Source organism: Myxococcus sp. CA033 (assembly GCF_013336625.1).
GTDB lineage: Bacteria > Myxococcota > Myxococcia > Myxococcales > Myxococcaceae > Myxococcus > Myxococcus llanfairpwllgwyngyllgogerychwyrndrobwllllantysiliogogogochensis.
This window is the reverse complement of record NZ_JABUMU010000038.1, coordinates 25,085-42,801: the sequence shown is the minus strand read 5'-3', so window position 1 is coordinate 42,801 and position 17,717 is coordinate 25,085. Positions and strand designations below refer to the sequence as shown.

Annotated in this window: 12 protein-coding genes; 1 reads left to right on the top strand and 11 read right to left on the bottom strand. The window is 66.3% G+C overall.

The features are described 5' to 3' along the window. Positions 1-48: 48 nt before the first annotated feature. The gene (gene hrpA, locus HUA78_RS44255) at positions 49-3,759 is read right to left on the bottom strand and encodes an ATP-dependent RNA helicase HrpA (RefSeq protein WP_174478965.1); all 3,711 of its coding nucleotides are present in this window, start codon (positions 3,757-3,759) and stop codon (positions 49-51) included. Positions 3,760-4,036: 277 nt separating this feature from the next. Between hrpA and HUA78_RS44250 the strand changes: the two genes are divergently transcribed. After that, complete coding sequence (locus HUA78_RS44250) at positions 4,037-5,236, top strand: site-specific integrase (RefSeq protein WP_217442848.1); 1,200 nt, start codon at positions 4,037-4,039, stop codon at positions 5,234-5,236. Positions 5,237-5,470: 234 nt separating this feature from the next. On the opposite strand, the gene HUA78_RS44245 is transcribed toward HUA78_RS44250, so the two are convergent. From HUA78_RS44245 to HUA78_RS44200, 10 genes are all read right to left on the bottom strand, one after another. Next, on the bottom strand, positions 5,471-6,421 hold the full coding sequence (locus HUA78_RS44245) for a DNA cytosine methyltransferase (RefSeq protein ID WP_371745815.1): 951 nt from the start codon (positions 6,419-6,421) through the stop codon (positions 5,471-5,473). After that, on the bottom strand, positions 6,418-6,966 hold the full coding sequence (locus HUA78_RS44240) for a hypothetical protein (protein WP_371745814.1): 549 nt from the start codon (positions 6,964-6,966) through the stop codon (positions 6,418-6,420). Before HUA78_RS44240 ends, HUA78_RS44245 begins: the two co-directional genes overlap by 4 nt. Next, positions 6,963-7,136 (bottom strand): hypothetical protein, encoded by a 174-nt coding sequence (locus HUA78_RS44235; protein WP_174478964.1) that lies wholly within the window; start codon positions 7,134-7,136, stop codon positions 6,963-6,965. Before HUA78_RS44235 ends, HUA78_RS44240 begins: the two co-directional genes overlap by 4 nt. 58 nt (positions 7,137-7,194) lie before the next feature. Continuing rightward, the gene (locus HUA78_RS44230) at positions 7,195-9,201 is read right to left on the bottom strand and encodes a DNA polymerase (RefSeq protein ID WP_174478963.1); all 2,007 of its coding nucleotides are present in this window, start codon (positions 9,199-9,201) and stop codon (positions 7,195-7,197) included. A gap of 81 nt (positions 9,202-9,282) precedes the next feature. After that, positions 9,283-9,813 carry a hypothetical protein gene (locus tag HUA78_RS44225; RefSeq protein ID WP_174478962.1) on the bottom strand — a complete coding sequence of 177 codons (531 nt, stop codon included), beginning with the start codon at positions 9,811-9,813 and terminating at the stop codon, positions 9,283-9,285. A 180-nt stretch (positions 9,814-9,993) separates the two neighbouring features. Then, positions 9,994-11,157: a hypothetical protein gene (locus HUA78_RS44220; protein ID WP_174478961.1), complete on the bottom strand. Its 1,164-nt coding sequence runs from the start codon at positions 11,155-11,157 to the stop codon at positions 9,994-9,996. 68 nt (positions 11,158-11,225) lie between these two features. Further along, positions 11,226-13,145, bottom strand: coding sequence for a helicase (locus HUA78_RS44215; protein WP_174478960.1), 1,920 nt, complete (start codon positions 13,143-13,145; stop codon positions 11,226-11,228). A gap of 29 nt (positions 13,146-13,174) precedes the next feature. Next, positions 13,175-14,482, bottom strand: coding sequence for a PD-(D/E)XK nuclease family protein (locus HUA78_RS44210; RefSeq protein WP_174478959.1), 1,308 nt, complete (start codon positions 14,480-14,482; stop codon positions 13,175-13,177). Between the two features lie 55 nt (positions 14,483-14,537). Next, a complete protein-coding gene (locus tag HUA78_RS44205) occupies positions 14,538-14,972 on the bottom strand; it encodes a DUF2059 domain-containing protein (RefSeq protein WP_174478958.1) in 435 nt (144 codons plus the stop codon). Between the two features lie 334 nt (positions 14,973-15,306). After that, a complete protein-coding gene (locus HUA78_RS44200; RefSeq protein WP_174478957.1) occupies positions 15,307-17,586 on the bottom strand; it encodes a virulence-associated E family protein in 2,280 nt (759 codons plus the stop codon). Between the last annotated feature and the right edge of the window lie 131 nt (positions 17,587-17,717).

Below are 17,717 nucleotides of genomic sequence, written 5' to 3'. Positions count from 1 at the left end.
ACCTTGAGGACGCCGATGCTCTCGTCACGGACGCACAGCCACCCGCTACTAGCGCAGCGCCGCGAGGGCCGCGCCGACCTTCGCCACCGTCACCGACACGGGCGTCGTCACCTCCGGCGCGAAGATGGCCACGCGGAGCTCCTCGAAGTCCCACCGCAGCGCCTGCGCCGCCTCCTGGTCCCGCACGGTGGCGCGCCTGGCGAGGAAGGTCTCCCACAGGGGGGTGAAGGGCGCGGCCTTCCCCGCGTCCTTGCCGGGGTTCGCCACCGCACGAGACAGCCGTGCCTGGGCTGCGCGGAGGAAGCGCGGGTAGTTCAGCAGGCGCGCGAAGGGAATCCACTCGATGAGGTTCGCGGGGAACAGATGCCCGAGCTGCGCGCGGATGTCCCGCACGGCCGCCGCGCCGCTCGGCCCCTTTGATGCCGCCTTGAGTGCGGCGAGCGTCGCGGAGAGTTCCGCGGAGGTGACAACGACGGCGTTCGCCCAGTCCCGGGCAGCGGGCTCGATGCGCGGTGAGCCCTCACGGACCAGCGCCTCGAAGGCCGCCTTCGCGCGGGGCAGTGGCGCGCCCGGTGCGAGCTTGAACGCATCGTCGACGCTGCGTGCGAGGACGAGCGCCCGGAAGGCGTCGGCCTGGCCCCGCGCGGGCGGTGCGCCGTCCAGGGACGGGAAGGGCAGCGGCATGCGCGAGGCGCTGACGGCCACGTGTCCGCGCGCGGCGAGCATCAGGAGCCGGCGGACCCCCGTGCGAGTGGCCGCCTCGGCGGCGGAGGATGTCTCGAGCAGCACCAGGTCCACGGCAGCACCCCGGTCGACGAGCGCGGGGTAGCTGCGGACGTCGAGCCCGCCGACGCGGCGGGTGACCATCGGGGGCAGCTCGCCGAAGGTCCACGTCGTCAGCCCCTGGCGCTCCCAGTCCGAAACCGGCGCTGCGCTGCGCAGCGCAGCCCGTGCGCGTCCCCCGTACTGCTCCAGCAGCGCGTCGGCGTCGCGGCTCCGCGCGAGCTCCTTTCCCCGCTCGTCGAGCACCCGGAGCGTGATGCGCAGGTACGGCGCCACAACTTCCGCCCGGAGGGACTCCTCGGGCACGTCCACGCCGCACAGCCGGGACACCGCACGCACGAGCGCCGGAATCATCGGCCCGCGGAAGGGCACCAGTTCCTTCTCGAGACGGTCGACCAGCGTTGGCAGCGGCCCCAACTGCTTGCGCTGGGCGCGGGGGATCTGCTCGAGCAGGGCGGTGAGTTTCTCCCGCTGCCACCCGGGGATGGTCCAGTCGAATTCACCCGGGACCAACTGGGCGAGCAGCAGCAGCGGCACGCTCAGGGTGATGCCGTCGTCCTCGGCCGAGGGGTCGAAGGTGTACGTCACCGGCACGGACGCGCCGTTCAGGGTGATGGCGTCCGGGTAGTGCGCCGGGGACAGGCCCGGGTCGTGCGAGAGGGCATCCTCCATCGAGAGGACGAGCACATCGGGGTCGGCCGCCTCGGCCTTGCGGCGCCAGGCCTCGAAGCTCGCTCCGTCCGTCACGTCCGCCGGGAGGCGCTGGTCGAAGAACGTCAGCATCGCCTCGCTGTCGAGCAGCTCGCTGCGCCGGGCCTTGTCCCGCAGGCGCGCCACGCGCTCGAACACCTGGCGGTTCTTCTCCTGGAACGCCCCCCGGGTGCGGTATTCGCCGCGCACCAGGGCATGCTCCAGGAACATCAGCCGTGCCCGGGCGGGGTCCATGCTGGCCAGGGCCACGGGGCGCTCCTTGAAGACCTGAAGCCCGAAGAGGGTCGCGTTCTCCTTCACCACGGCGCGCGCGGACTTCTCCGACCAGTGCGGGTCGGAGTAGCTGCGCTTGAGCAGGTGGGGGGCCGCCGCCGCGAGCCACTCGGGGTCGAGCTTCGCCACGGTGCGCGCGAACAACTGGGACGTCTCCACGAGCTCGAACGCCATCACCCAGGCAGGGGGCTTTTTCGCGAGCGCCGACGAGGGGTGAACCATGAAGCGCGTCTGCTTCGCACCCGTATAAAGGCGCTGCTCAGGATTCCACTGGCCGATGCGGGACAGGAGCCCGGTGAGGAGCGCCTGGTGCAGGACGTCCCCGCGCGCCGGGGTGCCCCGGCCCTTGCGCGGCAGGCGCAGCTCGCGGACGGTCTCCTCGAGCTGTCGCTGGACGTCCCGCCACTCGCGCACCCTCAAGAAGGACAGGAAGTTGTCCCGGCACACGCGCCGCAGATGGGACGTCCCCCGGCCCTCGGCCTCGCTCACGAACGCCCACAGCTTGAGGAGCCCCGTGAAGTCCGAGTGCTCGTCACGGAAGCGCCGGTGCAGCTCGTCCGCCTTCTGCGCGAGCTCCCGTGGCCGCTCGCGCGGGTCCTGCAGGTTGAGCGCCGCGGCGACGATGAGCACCTCGTCCAGACACCCGTACTCGGCGCCAGCGAGAATCATCCGTGCGATGCGCGGGTCCACCGGGAAGCGCGCGAGCTGGTGCCCGAGCGGCGTCAAGGTGCGCTCCTGGCCCTCGATGGCCCCGAGCTCCTCGAGCACTCGCCAGCCCTCGGCGATGGCCCTCGGCTGGGGCGGGTCGAGGAAGGGGAAGTCCTCGACGTCACCGAGGCCCAGGGACTTCATCCGCAGGATGACCCCCGCGAGCCCGGTGCGCTTGATTTCCGGGTCGGTGAAGGCGGGCCGCGTGGTGAAGCTCACCTCGTCGTAGAGGCGCACGCAGATGCCCTCGCGCACGCGTCCGCAGCGCCCTTTGCGCTGGTCGGCGCTGGCCTGGGAGACCGGCTCGATGTGCAGGCGCGTGGTGCCCGAGCGGGGGTCGTAGCGCGACAGGCGCGCCACCCCCGTGTCCACGACGTAAACGATTCCCGGGATGGTGACCGACGTCTCCGCGACGTTGGTGGCGAGGATGACCCGGCGCTCAGGGATGGTGGAGAAGACGCGCGACTGCTCGGCGGCCGACAGGCGCGAATACAGGGGTTGCACCACCGTGCCGCGGAGCGCGCGCGCGTTCAGGGCATTCTCGGCCTCGCGGATTTCCCGCTCCCCGGGGAGGAACACGAGGACGTCCCCGTCCGGGTCGAGCGAGAGCACGTTCGCTACCGCATCGGCGACGGAGTCGGTGAGCTCGTCGTCCTCGGGGGGCGGCTCGTAGAGCACGTCCACCGGAAAGGTACGGCCCTCCACCTGGATGACCGGAGCCCCCCCGAAGAACTGCGAGAAGCGCTCGGTCTCGATGGTGGCCGAACTCACCACCACCTTGAGGTCGGGGCGCCGGGGGAGGATGCGCTTGAGCCACCCCAGCAGGAAGTCGATGGTGAGGCTGCGCTCGTGGGCCTCGTCGAGCACGATGGTGTCGTAGCGGTTCAGGAGCGGGTCGCTGTGAATCTGAGCGAGGAGGACTCCGTCGGTCATGAACTTCACGGCCGTCCGCCGGGACGAGCGGTCCTCGAAGCGAATCTGGTAGCCGACGTCCGTGCCCAGCTCCGTGCCTATCTCGCGTGCCACGCGCGCCGCCACGCTCGTCGCGGCGATACGCCGGGGCTGGGTGACGCCAATCTGGCGCGGGCGGCCGCGCCCCATGGCGAGCAGGACTTTTGGCAGCTGCGTCGTCTTCCCCGAGCCGGTGGCTCCCGCGACAATGACCACCTGATGGGCGGTGATGGCCGCGGTGATGTCCTCCACCCGGCTCGAGATGGGGAGCTCGGGGGGGAAGTGCAGGGTGGGCAAGCCGCCGGGGGCGGGGACGGGGGAGTCGCCGGACATGACAGCAGGGCCTAGCACTGACGCGCACGCTCCGCCCCTGACGAATCGGCTGGAGGAGGGCGGGATGCGTCTCCGGCTCGAGACATCCTGGAGACGAGTAAGAGCCTGAAAGAATCGGGGCCGGAAGCCGCTGAGATTCCAGCGGCTTCCGGCCCCGATTGCAGTGTCCCCGACGGGATTCGAACCCGTGTTACCGGCTTGAAAGGACTGCATCTTTTAGAGTGAGGATTGGGGTGATATACAGCCCAGTAACGCCACTGTAACGCCGGAGGGGAGCATGGGCGCAAACTGGGTCGGAACGTGGGCTGGGGGACGGGTTCGTGAGGTTGACGGCAAATCTGTGTGGGTGATTGAGCGACGGGTCCTCGGGGGGCGTCGGGTGCTCACGCTCGGCGTGGCCAGTGAGCGCGAGGCCCTCGCAGAACTCGCCCTTTTCGAGCGTGACCCAGGTACGTACCGAACAAGGAAGCAAGCAACCCAGGACGCGACGGAACTGGCGGAGAAAGCTGCCGCCGATGCTGTGATGCTGACTCCCGAACTTCACAGGGAGTTCATTGAGGACGCACGCAAAGAGGGGCTTTCCAAGGACTACGTCGAGCACGTCCTCGGGAATTACCTCGCCCACTGGGGGGTGGCCCTTGCCGGGCGGGACCTGCGAGGGGTGACGCTCCTGGAGCTGAAGAAGCTACTCAAGGGGTGGAAGTCCGCCGAGCACCACCGCATCGTGGCCCTCAAGTCGTTCACGTCGTGGCTTCGTGAAGAAGGAAAGCTCCACCGAAGCAACGACCCGACCCTGGACCTCGCGGTGCCACAGGCCAAACCCGAGAAGAGCGTTCGGACGAAGGGCTACTCCATGGCGGAAGTTGAGGCGGTCTACGCGGAGATTTCGAGTCAGCTCCTGCGGGACACCCTCTGCTTGCGTGCGAAAGCCTCGATGCACGACACCGAGATTGCGCGTGTGGCACGAGGTGAGGCCCTCCTGAAAGAAGTCAACGACCCCTGCGGCATCAAGGGGACTGTGACCTTCCATCACAAGCGAGGGGACGACCATGTTGTCAGCCTCGACGCTCAGGCGTTCGCGGCAGCTTTGCGGCTTCAGGCCCGGAAGAAGCCGCTCACCCGAGCCCCGGCCCTGCTGATGCTCAAGCGTGCCGCCAAAAGGCTCCGGGAGAAGTGCGAGACGCCCGAGGAGACAGAGAAGATTCGGGTCATCGAGCCCGGCGAGATTCGGCACAGCTTCTCGAACTGGGCTTCGGAGTACGGCGTCTTGGTGCGCCCAACGAAGCAGGGGCTCCCGGTGGAGGAAGTGGCCGCAGTGATGGGACATCGGAGCACGAAGACGACGCGAACGTTCTACAAGCGCGTCCTGGTGCCGCCGATGATTCAGCTACCTTTGGAACTGGCTCACCCGGAGGACCCGCCCATTGCTTCGCGGACGGCGGACTTGAACGACTCCAACGAGAAGTCCGTCGCCTGAGGCTTTCGACGGGGGCGAGGAACGGGCGGCGCCCGCTCCTCGTTCCCTCTGATGCACGCAAGCACGGAGTCGAGTCGGACCGTCGTCTTCTTCCCGAACTTGGGGGCCCGCTTCAATCGCCCTTCGGCGAGTAGCTCGAATACGCGAGTGCGCTTGCACTGGAGTAGTTCGGCGGCGCGCTCGATTGTCACGGCAGGACCATCGAAGCCAGGGCCGGTCAGATGGGCGGACATGTCACCGCTCGTCTTTCGTCAGCGCGGCACTGAACAGCCGCGCGTGCAAGAGTTCGTAGGCGAGCGCCGCTTGCTGGGGGACGACGCCATTTCCGAGGAGCCGCAGTCGCTCGATCCGATGGGCCAGCCCATCAGCCATTCGACAAACCGAGGGTTCAACGTCCGGGCGCCTTGCGAGGACTGCGCGCCATCCTGCGAGGTCGTCGCGTCCTGGGGGCCACCTGGGAAGGTCAGAATCGCTTCCGAGAGCTGCCGGCGACGCTGACCGATGCAGCTCGCGACCTTCCAGTCGAACGCCCCCGGAGTCGGCCAGTCCTTCAGGAGCGCGTTCAGGTCCGCCCCCGATTGCCTCCCGTTGCGTGGCCTGCCCCCACGTCTCCCGTGTCCGCTCAAGCTCTCTCCTGTGTTCGGCGTGGGCCAACACGAAGAGACGTTCTCGCTTGTGAGGGGCTCCGGCGTCGGACGCTCGGAGACAAACCCACTCCGCATCGAACCCGAGCGCGGCAAGGTCGGCGAGCACGCGGTCGAGGCCCCTCGAACGGAGCGCCGCGACGTTCTCGACGAAGACAAAGCGGGGTCGTACCTCAGCGACGATTCGCGCGTATTCGCGCCACAAGCCCGAGCGCTCGCCTTCGAGGCCAGCACCCTTGCCCGCAACGCTGATGTCCTGACAGGGGAATCCCCCACTGACGCAATCCACAACGCCACGCCACGCGACGCCGTCGAAGGTTCCAACGTCGTCCCAGACAGGCGCCGAATCCAGTTCTTCCTTTTCCATCCGGGCCACGAGGCAGGCCGCTGCGTATGCTTCCCGCTCGACGTAACAAACAGTCCGGAGGGAAGGGACGGCCAGTTTGAGGCCGTGGGCGAGTCCACCGCCGCCAGCGAAGAGTTCGAGTGCGCGGCGCGGATGAACTCCGACGGGATGAATAGCCAAGCCATGCGCGCTCACCTGGGAAAGACTTTCCGGGGCGCGAGTCGGCCGACGACATGAAGGCCAATGCCGATGGCATCCCAGACGTTGTGGTGCTTGTCCGACGCGCGGGGGAGCTGGACGCGAAGGTGTTCCTGCGGGCGCTCGCCGAGGCGCGCTTTGATGCGCTCGACCATCACGTCGCCGTCGAGCGTTCCCTTCCACTCGCGCGGCAGGTAGCTCCGTTCCGACGTTGCCCCCAACGCACCCGCGACGCGACCGACGACACCGGCAAGTTCGATGAGGTCGTTCGGGTCGCCCTTGCTCTTCCCGGCCGTGTAGACCTGGGGGCACTCACTCGCCACGGTGATGGAGAGAGTCGCGCCTGCTGCCCTGAGCGGCTCCAGGAGCGACGAAACGAACGCGGCCACCCCTTCGGCCATCCGCGCCCATGCCGGAAGCCCACGGGCCTTCCGCTCGGCATTCGTGGGCATGCCCGCCGCGAGCAGCTCGCCCGAGTCCATGTCGAAAAGCGCGACACCGCACTCGCGAAGTCCGGGGTCGAGCGCCACGAGGAGATTCACAGGCCCGCCACCAGGAAGTGAAGGGCCTCGGGCTCGCCCCCCAGCGCCGACAGCATGCGCAGCTCGTGGAAGTCGGCGACGTCAAAGGCGACTGCGTCGTCGAGGTCCGCGTCGAGGTATGGGCAGTGAGGCGGCGGGAGCTGTTCGAGCGCGTCGTTCGGTACGGACATGGAGCACCATTCAGGGTGAGTAGTCCTCCCGTAAATGAGTGCGGATTCCGGCCGTGGCTCAGGCCGCGCGCTTTGCTGGGGGCTCCCAGACCAGCAGTCGCCCCGAGCTATCGCGCACGGTCGCGACGTCCTTCGACATGATGCGGGACAGGGCGGGCTCGGCTTCGATTGCCGGTGCCAGGTCTGGGGTCGTTTCCTTCATCGCTTCGCGCATCAGGTACGCTTTGCGCTCGGCCGCGTCGTGCAACCGTTGCGGGTCATCGGCGCGCAGTTCGCTGATCAGCTCGTCATGCACCATGAGGACCAGCCGCGAGCCGTAGAGAGGTGCGCGACGGTCGACGTACATCTCGCGACTGACGCGCCACATCGCGAGCTTCGTCCCCACCGCCCCCAACCCCTGAAACGGCGTGTTGAGGAACTGTGTGTAGCCACATTCGCCCCGGAGAATGTTCGCGCCCGGAATCACCACGTCGGCGAACCCGCCATAGGTGGCGGACGTGGCTTCGTGCTGTAGGTCGCCTTGCTCGGGCCATGCCCTCAACCACATTGCATCCAAGTTCTTCGCGACCTTGAGGCACTCGCGGCAGACCATCTTCGGTTTGCGCTGGACGGTCACGACGACGCGCTCGACGCCGCAGACGTCTGCGCGCTTCGCCAGCAGGCAGAACGAAACCCGGTCCTTCGCGCGGGCGTTGTAGACGAGGGTGCCACCCTTCATCCCGCCGCCCTTGCCGAAGTTGAGAATCTTCGCGAGCTGGCGGAAGGACACGGCAACGGGGTCCTTCGCCTTCACCCGCGCGAGCAGCTCGTCGTAGCTCGTTCTGAGGAACTGGGCTGCTGCCAGCGTGTGGACGTCGAGCCCGCTGTTCAGCGCGTCGGCCATCCGCGAGTAACCGACAGCCCAAATCGCGTGTTGGGCCATGGTGCGCAACTCAAGCCCGCCGTAGTCGACCGAGCAGTAGACGAACCCGGGCCGGGCCTCGTGGACCTCGCGAATGCCGCCCTTCTGGGGGAGCTGCTGGTAGTCGGAGCTGACGCGCGTCGTGCTGACAAGCACGTTGAAGCGCGGGTTGATGGGGAACGCCGTACCTGCTTCGACAACATCCAGGTAGGTCGACTTGTACTTGTCGACGCGCCCGCTCTTCCCCAGGTCTTCGAGCAGCGGGTCGCCCGAGCCGAGCAGCGTGTCGCGGTCGGTCGCGACCTGACCGGAGGGGTATCGCTTACTGGGGGCAGTGATGGGAGCCTCTCTGCGATATGCCGCTGTCACGAGCGCCGCGAGGCGCTTCGAGTCCTTCGAGCCGTCGGCCCGGTAGATGCCCGCTGCTTGGAACTTGGCTCTGTTCTCGCTCCACTCCCGCTCGATGCGCTCACGGAGCTGGGCGACTGCGACACCGTTCGTCCGGAGGCCCCAGATTGAAGCGAGGTGGAGGGCGAAGGCGGCGCGCATCTGGTCGGCTTCGGCATGCAGGTTCCCGCCGTTCTTCTCTTCGCGGGCGATGGCTTCCTGCCGGTAGAACACGTCGAGCGTGTAGCGAGCGTCACGCTTCGGGTACTCCACTGCCTCCTGGGGCCAGCGCTCGACAGGCACACCGTCGAGTTCCCCGTAGCGCAAGCGCCACGCCTTCGGGTCCTTCTTCTCCTCGCTGATGTCGAGCCCGAGATGGCGCGACACGAGGAGCGCGAGCGGGTAGCGGGCACCTTCGTCACTGTCGAGTTTCCGCCCACTCGACGGGTCGACGCCGCAGACGCCGCGCGCAATGTCGATGAGCGCTTCACGAATCTGGACGCAATGCAGCCGCCCCGCTTCGAGTGCCGCGAAGATGGGCGCGACAAGGCGCGGGTCATCCGCGGCCATCACTCCCAAGTCGTAGGCGAGGTTTGCTCCGACGAGGTGCGTGTCCGCTGCGGCAATGGCATTGCGGAAGAACTCCCGGGCCTGCGCCTTGTCGAGCAGGCGTTCGCTACCGGGTTCGCGCGTCGCGATGCTGCCGCAGACGAGAGGAGGTGCGAGCAAGCCGGGCTGAATCGCCCACGTTTCTGTGTCGAAGGACCAGACGTTCACGCGGGCGCCTTGTCAAAGGGGAATGCGGCCCGTGACGTGAGCCACTCGCCGACGGAAGACGCCGCCGGTCGTGTCGCCGAACTACGAGAGGGCGTCAGCGAGAACGGGCAGCTTGCTGGCCTTGCGCGACTGCTCGACCTGGGCGAGCTGCTTGTCGTTCAGCTCGACGTGCGTCCAGCGGTAGCCACTGAGCACCTTGCCGGGCTGGCCGTCCTTCGCGGGGAGCTGCTTCGGGAAGACCTCGCACCGAATCAAGAGGTGGGTGCCCGCCTGCCGCTCGTCGAAGAACTTCTTCAGCGCGGCCGGGTTGGCGAACTCGTACTCCTCGCCACCCACGAGCGCCATCAGGAAGGACTTGAAGCGCCCGCCACCGCCCTTCTTCTGGTCCGAGAGGTTCTCGACGTAGTCGACCGACTCACCGGGCCGGTTCGGCGACTCGCCACCCGGCAAGGGGTCGGACTCGCGGACCTTCAGCTCGGCGATGGCGCTGTCCCCCTTGAAGCCTTCCTTCGTCCGGATGACTTCCACTTCGAGCAGATAGCGCCCGGCGCGGGGGTAGCGGCCTCCGGTGGCGGCCTGCGCGGTGGCAATCTTCGTGAGTGCGTTGTTCATGTTACGTGGGCCCTTGCTTGGGTTGCGTCAGCGGCGAAGTGCGCTGACCCCACGTAAATGAGTGCGGATTCTGGGAGTGGCTCAATCTCGGAGCCTATTCGCGACAGAAACCCTCCATCCTCACCGGTTGCCCTATTTCGTCTCAGCAAAGGGCCTGCAGTGTTTGAAGCGATCGAAGGTTTAAGCTGTGCGTTTGGCCGGATCGGCCTCGGGCGGTGGGGCGGCACTTGCCTTGAATAGCTCTTCTACGTACTGCAATGCCGCCTCGCTCTCCTGTTCACTGAGCTTTGATGCAAAGTTTCGCATTCCTCGACCCCAGGGCCGCATGTGTTTGCGCCAGAGCTGAGAGACGAGGTTATTCGGGAGCGGCGGAGGGTGGCTTCCCAGTGCATAGGAGATCCACGTTCGCTCTTGTTCAGTTCGGGCATCAAAGTAGCCGGCTAACTCCCTTAGGGCACTCTTCAGTTCTGGCGCTCTGACGAAAGTCTGGTCTGGCCTAATCAGCAAAGGGGCAAGAATCCTGTGAACCTTGTCGTCCGATGAGAAGACATAGCAGAAGGGCAGGTAGTATAGATACTGGAGGTCTACGAGATCTGTGGGCTTTGCCTTGACATGGGCGTCCCTGGATGCGACGAAGAGCATCAGCAGTGCCCGAAGGCAATGATAGGCAAATGGAGCAAATGCCTTCATGAATGTTTCTTCGTGCGACCAACGGACTCGAACTTGCGTGGCCTGTGAGGGGTCGACCTTCAGTAAGAGGAGGATGGCTTCAAGCCAAATATGCTGGAGGCTGCTCTTGGCGAGCATGGTGTCGACTGACAGCTTAATTTCGTCTGTGTTCGCAGATTTCGGTAGAATGATATGCCGGCTGCTAAGGTACTTCGTAAGGCCTTGGAGGCTGAAATTACTCGTTGCTTCTCTCCATCGACGCGCGAAGGCGCGATCATGCTCGTCTGCCTGATTGGCTGCCAGTTTCATGATGAGATGGTTGAAGAAGGACATGTCGATGAACATGCCGGTCGAGCCATCCTCGTTGCGCAACAGTGTCCCGTTGTCCACGGGGATTCGCCCGTCCATCGGAACATCAACTCCCATCAGGGATGACATACAAAGCGAACGATAGTTCTCGTTGGCGCTGGTGCCACTGCCATGGAACTTTCGCGCAAGTTCAACAACTTTCTCCTCTGAGGGCTTTCCATCTTTGGCTGCCTTGGAGAGATCGGCGGTTACCTCCTGCACGAGAACTGGCGTCACGTTTTCAAGGAAGTAGCGAACGAAGTAGCGATGCTCGCGATGTGAAAAGCTCTGGAATGCCGATTTGTCGAGAATGGTGATGGGACCCATCAAAATGCCTCCGAAGGACGGTTTGGTGCAGTATGCACGGTTGTAAAGTGCCAGAATAGTGGCAATGACTAGTGAGAGTCGTAACTCGCGAAGCAAAGCTTCTGCTGTGTGCCCTCCGTCTGTTCGATGAAGCGGGCGAAGTCGCGGGCCTTCTCGAAGGCCCCGATTAGCTCGTAGGTGTGCTGGTACAGCTCCACCTCGACTTCGTCGGCGAGCTGCCCTTGTCGGTGGCACCGGCCGATGGCCTGTTCCCACGCGGCCCCATCCGCTGGCGGATTCACGAACAGCATCCGCGAGAACATCGTCAGGTTCTTCCCTGTGCCGTGGGCGCGCAAAGACGCGACGATGGAGCGCTTCCCACTCTCCCGGATGATGGTCGCCGACGCTTCCGGACCACCGCCGTAGAAGGGCACGCCCGCCGCCTTCGCGATGCGCTCGCCCAGCTCCGGGAACTCTACCCACACGATTCCCGATTGCCCCTTGCGCAGCGCCCACTTCGCCGCGTCGTTCACGATGAAGTCGGACAGCCACACGGCTTCCGTGACGTGGACGACGCGCTTGTGAATCTCGCCCCAGGTGGGCCAGGACGCCGCGCGCCACGTGGGCAGCTCGCCGTCATAGGGCGGGGACTGGTGGGCGCGAATCGCGGCACGCACGAGGAGCCCCGGGGAGTCGAGATGCTCGGAGGGGCGCTTGAGGCGCTCGCGCAGCTCCCGGTTGAATTCCTGTCGGCGTGAGAACCAGCGAAGAATCAGCTCCGGGTCCTGCGGCATGCCCTGAATGGCCGGGTATCGCCAGCGATGGAAGAAGCCGCTCGCGAGCTGACGCGCGCAGACCACCCGTTGCAGCTCGTCGACGAACTCCTCGCCGTCGGGGCGTTGCCCACCGAGCGCCGTTTGAATGTGGGCGAGCAGTTCGTCGGGGACCTTGCCCGGGTCGCGCGTGCGGATGACCAGTGGCATGCCGACGGCGCTCTCGTCGGTGGCCACAACACCGGGCGTTGCATTGCGCCAGCGTCGATACGCGTCGCGCACCCGACGGCGCTCGCGTTCGGCTTCGTTCTCCCCATCCAGTGCGGCGAGAGGGTGGGACGGGTCAACGAGCTTGAGCAGCTCGCCCGGAGGCGCAACGGCATGGCCGGGGTCCAATGCCGCGGCCCACTCCTCGACGACGTGGTGCTTGAGTGGGAGCGGGCTCCCGTCGCGTAGCGCGTACTCCGCGAGGTGGGCGTAGTCCTTGACCGTTCTCGTCGCCAGCGTGCCCGACTGGGCCACGAGACGCGTTTCGGGGTGCTGTTCCAAGTAGCGAAGGAACCGGCCCGTGCGCGCGCTCTTCCGGTCCTTCAGCTTGTGGGCCTCGTCGCAGACGATGAGGTCCGGCCGGATTCGCGTCAGGAGGTCAGTGCCTTCCTGGGTCGAGAACTTCTCGTAGGTGATGACGTGGAGGACGGGCAAGCCAGGTCGGAACCACCTGCCGCCTGCGAGGTTGGGCAAGCGCCAGTGCCCGCCGTAGTAGTGCCAGTCAACGTCGATGAGCTGCGCGCGGAGGTTCGAGGGCAAGAGCAACACGGCAACCTTGCACTCGGGCATCACGAGCGGAAGCGTCAGGTCAATCAGCGTCTTCCCGTGTCCCACGCCAATGGGGAAGAGCCCGCCACCCGTGCGCGCGGCTTCCAGGAGGGCAAGGCGCTGGATGGGGAGCAACGAGGACGGGCACCGCTTCCCGAGTGTCCGGCAGGTGCAACGAGCCTCGGGCGGCGCGCGCAGCGAGGCTTCCAGCGTGGCGAAGTCACTGTCACCGTAAACGCGCGCAAGGTCCCGACGTGGAAGTCCGAGAACCCGCGCGAGGTCCGGAGACCAGCCAACGGGCTGTCCCTTCGCGATGGTTGCGCGGTCGCCCGTGAGTTTCGCAAGGGCGACGGGCGCAACGGTGACGGGGCGCTCAGCGGAAATCGCCGCACCCGGGTTGAGCCGGTGGAGGAGTTTCATGCTGGAGAGAGCTGGCGCCCCGCCTGTGATCAGCGAACGCCGCGAACAACCACGTCGAAAGCCGGTTCGAGGGCCTCGACGATGACCTGCATCAACTCCGACTGGGCGACCCCGAGCGCGGTGTAGATGCCGGGAGGGGGCAGCTCGGCACGTGCCGCCATCGCGAGCGCGCCACGCCACTTCCCGAACCCGAGCGGGGAGTCGGAGCCCGCGAAGCGCACATCGTCGACGCCGCCAGCCTGGGCGACCTTGTGGTGCATGTCGTCGACGTAGCCCGTGAGGGACTCGGGACGCGGCCCGTCGTGCTTGGTCGGCACGCAGTCGACGAAGAGGACGCGAAGGTCACTCTTGGGGTCGAGTTGCTCGGGCTCGGGAGCCTTGCGCGGGCGCCCTCGTCGCTTCGGCGCGGGCTGCTCGGCGACCTCGGGGGCCATCTGCACAGGCGCGGGCTGCGGCGCGTCGGGGGGCAGGACGGCGGGCAGGTCAACCGCGGCGACGGTGGTGGGGACGGATTCGGAAGGCTTGCTGAGCAGCTTGTCACGCAGGGACATCGTCTTGGTCTCTCCTGTGAGGCACTTCGCCATGAACGGACACCCGCCGTACTTGGTGCAGGCGGGGCCGTAGTTCGCGGGCACGTCGGAAGCGCGGGCGGCTTGCGCGTGCACCTTCATTGCTTCGACCTGGGGCTCGACCTTGGTCCGCCACTCGCGCGCGATGTGCTCGGCGGGCACGGAGGCGAGGACGGACGCGGCAAGGCGCTGGCCTCGGGTCTGGTAGTAGAGGTGCTCCAGCTCCAGCTCGCGCACGCCCGGGAAGCGGTCGACCTGGCTGAGTGCCCACGCGGCATAGCCGACCATTTGCAGGCCGGGTTCCGTGTTGGCATCGGCGAGCTGCTCGGGCGTCGCGGCGTTGCTCGCGATGTTGCTGGTGAACTTGTGGTCGGTGATTCGCAGCACTCCGTCGGAGGCGAGCTGCCGCGCGTCGACGAGGTCGATGAAGCCGGTGAAAGGGATGCCGCCCGCCGTCAGTGGCGGAGCACCGTCGAGGGGCTGTTCGACGAGCAGGTCAGGGCCGGGAGTGGGCAGCAGGTGGGCACCCGCCTTCGCGAACGCACCGAGCACGTCATCCCCCGTCGACAGGTAGTGCTCAAGCTGGGCGTGCCCCTCGGTGCCGACCTGCTGTGCCCCCGTGCTCGGCTCGGGCAACCGCAACACCTTGGCGAAGTACCAAGCACGGGGGCACAGCTTGTGTTTCTTGAGCTGGGACACGCTCAAGCGCTGGATGACTCCGGCAATGACTGAGTGGGCGCGGTGGGAGTCTTCAATGGTGAGCGTCACCCCACGTAAATGCGTGCGGATTCCGCGAGTGGCTCACGCCAACAAAAGACAGCCCCTAATCGGCGTTCGGGCCGAGTTCCTTGGCCATATTTTCGAGCAGCTTGTTAACCACCGGGACGGCGGGTTCGAGGCTCTGTTGAGTAAGCTGGGCCGACTGCTGAGTGACTTTGGGCATCTCTCTCAGAACTTTTTTGCCCAGCGGCGACTCGTAGAACTTGATCAACTCACTCAGCTCGTCCTCGGTGAAGGTCGCCGTGTACAGGTCGACCATCTTCGGCTTGATTTTCTTCCAGCCAATGGCGTTGTCCAGGGCGGCGTCAGCCTGGGCCCGGTAGCTGTCGAGGACCTGGTTTTTCGACGGCGGCACCTTGGCCTGCTCGAAGCGCTGGGTGAACATCTGATGGACCTGCATGTACACCTGAGTGCCCTGCTTGTCGGCATTGGCCAGGGTTAGGAATTTCTCGGCAGCGGCGTTGTGGCTAGCGGTCATTTCAGTTCCTTCATGCGAGGGATACGGCTACCTCCAAAGTAGGTCGTCCTGCGCCTGGGCAGTCATTGGCCCTTTGGGTACTAGTCTGCTCAATAGTCGCCCCACCCAGCGCCAGCGGGCGGCCGGTACGTTGGGCAGAGCAACTTGTTCGCGATAGGCCATGAGCTTCGGAAGTACCCCTCCTCTTTGGAGGCTCAAGGGGCGAGTCTACAGCTCACCCTGAAACACACCGGGGGCCGAGCCTGCTCAATGCGTGCAGGACTCAGGTGCAGTCACTGTAGTCCCCGACTGTGTTGCCTCGGTGCCCATTTGTCGAACTACCTATGGACAGCCCCTAGGGAGCCCCATGCCGCTCCCCGCGCCTTTCGGCAGGAGCGTTCTTCAGTTCGTCCGGTAGGTAGTAGACGAGAGGCCGTGTCCCGTCCCCCATCCGGCGCTGGCCTCGGGTGAAGTGCAACGCCTTGAGGGCCGCGCCGATCTCCCTGGAGATGCGCGGGTCGACCTGGGCGGGGTGAAGGGAGAACGCTTCGACTCCGACGTGAAGAATCGTGACGTCGTTGGGGCGCTTGTCGGCGGGCATCTCCAGGATCCACTTCAGAATGACTTCCTTGCGGCTGTCTCCGGAGTTCTCGGCACGCAGGGCGGCCTGTTGCTCGGCGCCCGCTGCTTCCTCGGACGTGAGCCACCACGACTCACCCTGCCGGAAGCGCACGACGGCTTCGGCCCAGATTTGGTCACGGTCGCGCGTGAGGGCCTCCGTGTCGATGTGGCTGCACTTCACCGGCCAGAAGCGCCGATGGCCCGTCGGGTCCCGCAGGTAGTCGTCCTCGTTGGTCGTCCCCACGAACACGCAGCGACGCGGGGACTTCACGTTGGTGCGTCCGTAGGGCGGCCGGTAGGTGTCTTCCGTCCTGGTGAGGAACGCCTTGAGGGCTTGGTCTTCCGACTTCCGGAAGGTGGTCAGCTCGGCCAGTTCGATGAGCCAATACTGAGAGGCCAGCATCGCACTGTCCTTGTTCGTCACGTCGATGTACGCGTCGGTGAAGTAGCGCCCTCCGAGGATGCGGAACGCGGTCGACTTCCGAAGACCCTGGGGGCCCTCAAGAATCATGACGGTGTCGACCTTGCTCCCGGGCTGGAGGGCGCGGACGACGGCGGAGATGGCGAACTTCGACCCGACGGCCCGCAGGTAACCGGGCTCCCCCTTCGCACCGAAGTACGTCACGAGCAGCTCGTCGAGCCGCGGCTTGCCGTCCCAGACGAGTCCCCCGAGGTACTCGGCGACGGGGTCGTAGCTGTTGCGCTTCGCCACGCCGAGAATCTGCTGCGAGACGGTCAGCGCCTTGGGACGCAAGCCGAGCTGGCCATAGCTGCTTTGCTGAATCCAGTTGGCGACGAGGACGTCCAGCGTCTCCAGGTCCGGATTGATTCCGAGCGGCCCGCCCTCAATCTCAAGCTGCTTGGTGCTTTCGTTGAAGCGGAAGACGCCACGCCACTCGGGGGAGTTGAGCAACACCGCGAAGACGTTCGCCTCGCTGTTGCGGATTCGCTGTGCGCCATCCTTGCCCGTGTCCAGCGCGAGCTTGTGCATCCAGTCGTCGGGATTGGGGGCATCTTCCTCCCGGCCGGGTGCGTCCTGTGAGGGGGCCTCCGGAGCCTCGCCGCCAAGTGACTTCCATATGGCTTCGTTCTCCGCGAGCCGACCGGCATCACGGGCTCGGCGACGGTCGCGGTGCCGCCGCAGCTTCAACACGGCCTGCTCGCACAGGTGCTCCGTCCCCTCTTTCCAGTCCGTGGCCGCGAAGGACGCGCGGAACAGTTCGACGATGGCCGATTCGGGCGTGCTGAGCGGCAGGACGAATGCCGCGCACGACATGAGGGCGTTCAGCGTCATGTCTTGCTCGCCAACGGGGGCCAGGGGCTCACCGGCAAGGGCTCGGCGCACGATGGCGACGTGCTCGGGCTTCCGGATGCGTCGCAGGAGGGCCCGCAGCTCGTAGAGGTCGGCGGGAGCCCCGACAGGCGCGGACAAATTGGCATGCGCAGGCAGCCCCGACCGGGACATTTCGAGCAACGCGTCGACGTCGAGGGGCGCCCCTTCGCCACTGAGGGCGAACGGCTCGGCACTCGTGGGGGCGTCGGGCAGGTAGTAGATGCGAGCCAGGTCCTTCGTTGCCGGGTCGGCGGGGAGTCCGAGCATGCGGATTGCGGCCTCGCGCACGGAGGGCCATTCACGCGGGAGCACGGGCCGTGACAGCGGCATGACCAGCCGCAGGCAGTAGTCGTCGGGGGGGCGGTTGCTGTGCGTCGAGTGAAGGGCGTACGCCAGTCCGTTGCGCTCGACAGAGTCGAGGAACGAGAGCTGCTGCGCGTTGAGGTGGTCCAGGTCGAACACGCCCACCGTGACGGCGCGCACGTTCTCACTTCGCCGACGCTCGACGATGTCGACAGGGCTCCAGGCGGGGCCGTTCTTCGCTGGGCAGCCACGGACGCAGGGCGACGTGGGGCACTGACTGCGACGATGGACGACGAGCTTTGCTGACAGCTCGGGCCAGGACAGGTCGACTCCCTTGGGGGTGTTGTCCTGGGCGTTTTCATAGAGCGCGACTCGCACGGGGGCGCCGTGGCGGGCGGCAGAGGCGACTGAAGGTGAAGTGGTCACCCTGCGTAAATGAGTGCGGATTTTTGCGGTGGCTCACGCGGCGAATTTTTCTTCGCGCTGGCAAGCATCAAGCCGGCAGAACC

Excerpts from the sequence above, each read along its gene's own strand:
- hrpA (WP_174478965.1), bottom strand. The coding sequence starts at position 3,759 with ATGTCCGGCGACTCCCCCGTCCCCGCCCCCGGCGGCTTGCCCACCCTG.
- HUA78_RS44215 (WP_174478960.1), bottom strand. The coding sequence starts at position 13,145 with ATGAAACTCCTCCACCGGCTCAACCCGGGTGCGGCGATTTCCGCTGAG.
- HUA78_RS44235 (WP_174478964.1), bottom strand. The coding sequence starts at position 7,136 with ATGTCCGTACCGAACGACGCGCTCGAACAGCTCCCGCCGCCTCACTGC.
- HUA78_RS44250 (WP_217442848.1), top strand. The coding sequence starts at position 4,037 with ATGGGCGCAAACTGGGTCGGAACGTGGGCTGGGGGACGGGTTCGTGAG.
- HUA78_RS44220 (WP_174478961.1), bottom strand. The coding sequence starts at position 11,157 with ATGGGTCCCATCACCATTCTCGACAAATCGGCATTCCAGAGCTTTTCA.
- HUA78_RS44205 (WP_174478958.1), bottom strand. The coding sequence starts at position 14,972 with ATGACCGCTAGCCACAACGCCGCTGCCGAGAAATTCCTAACCCTGGCC.
- HUA78_RS44225 (WP_174478962.1), bottom strand. The coding sequence starts at position 9,813 with ATGAACAACGCACTCACGAAGATTGCCACCGCGCAGGCCGCCACCGGA.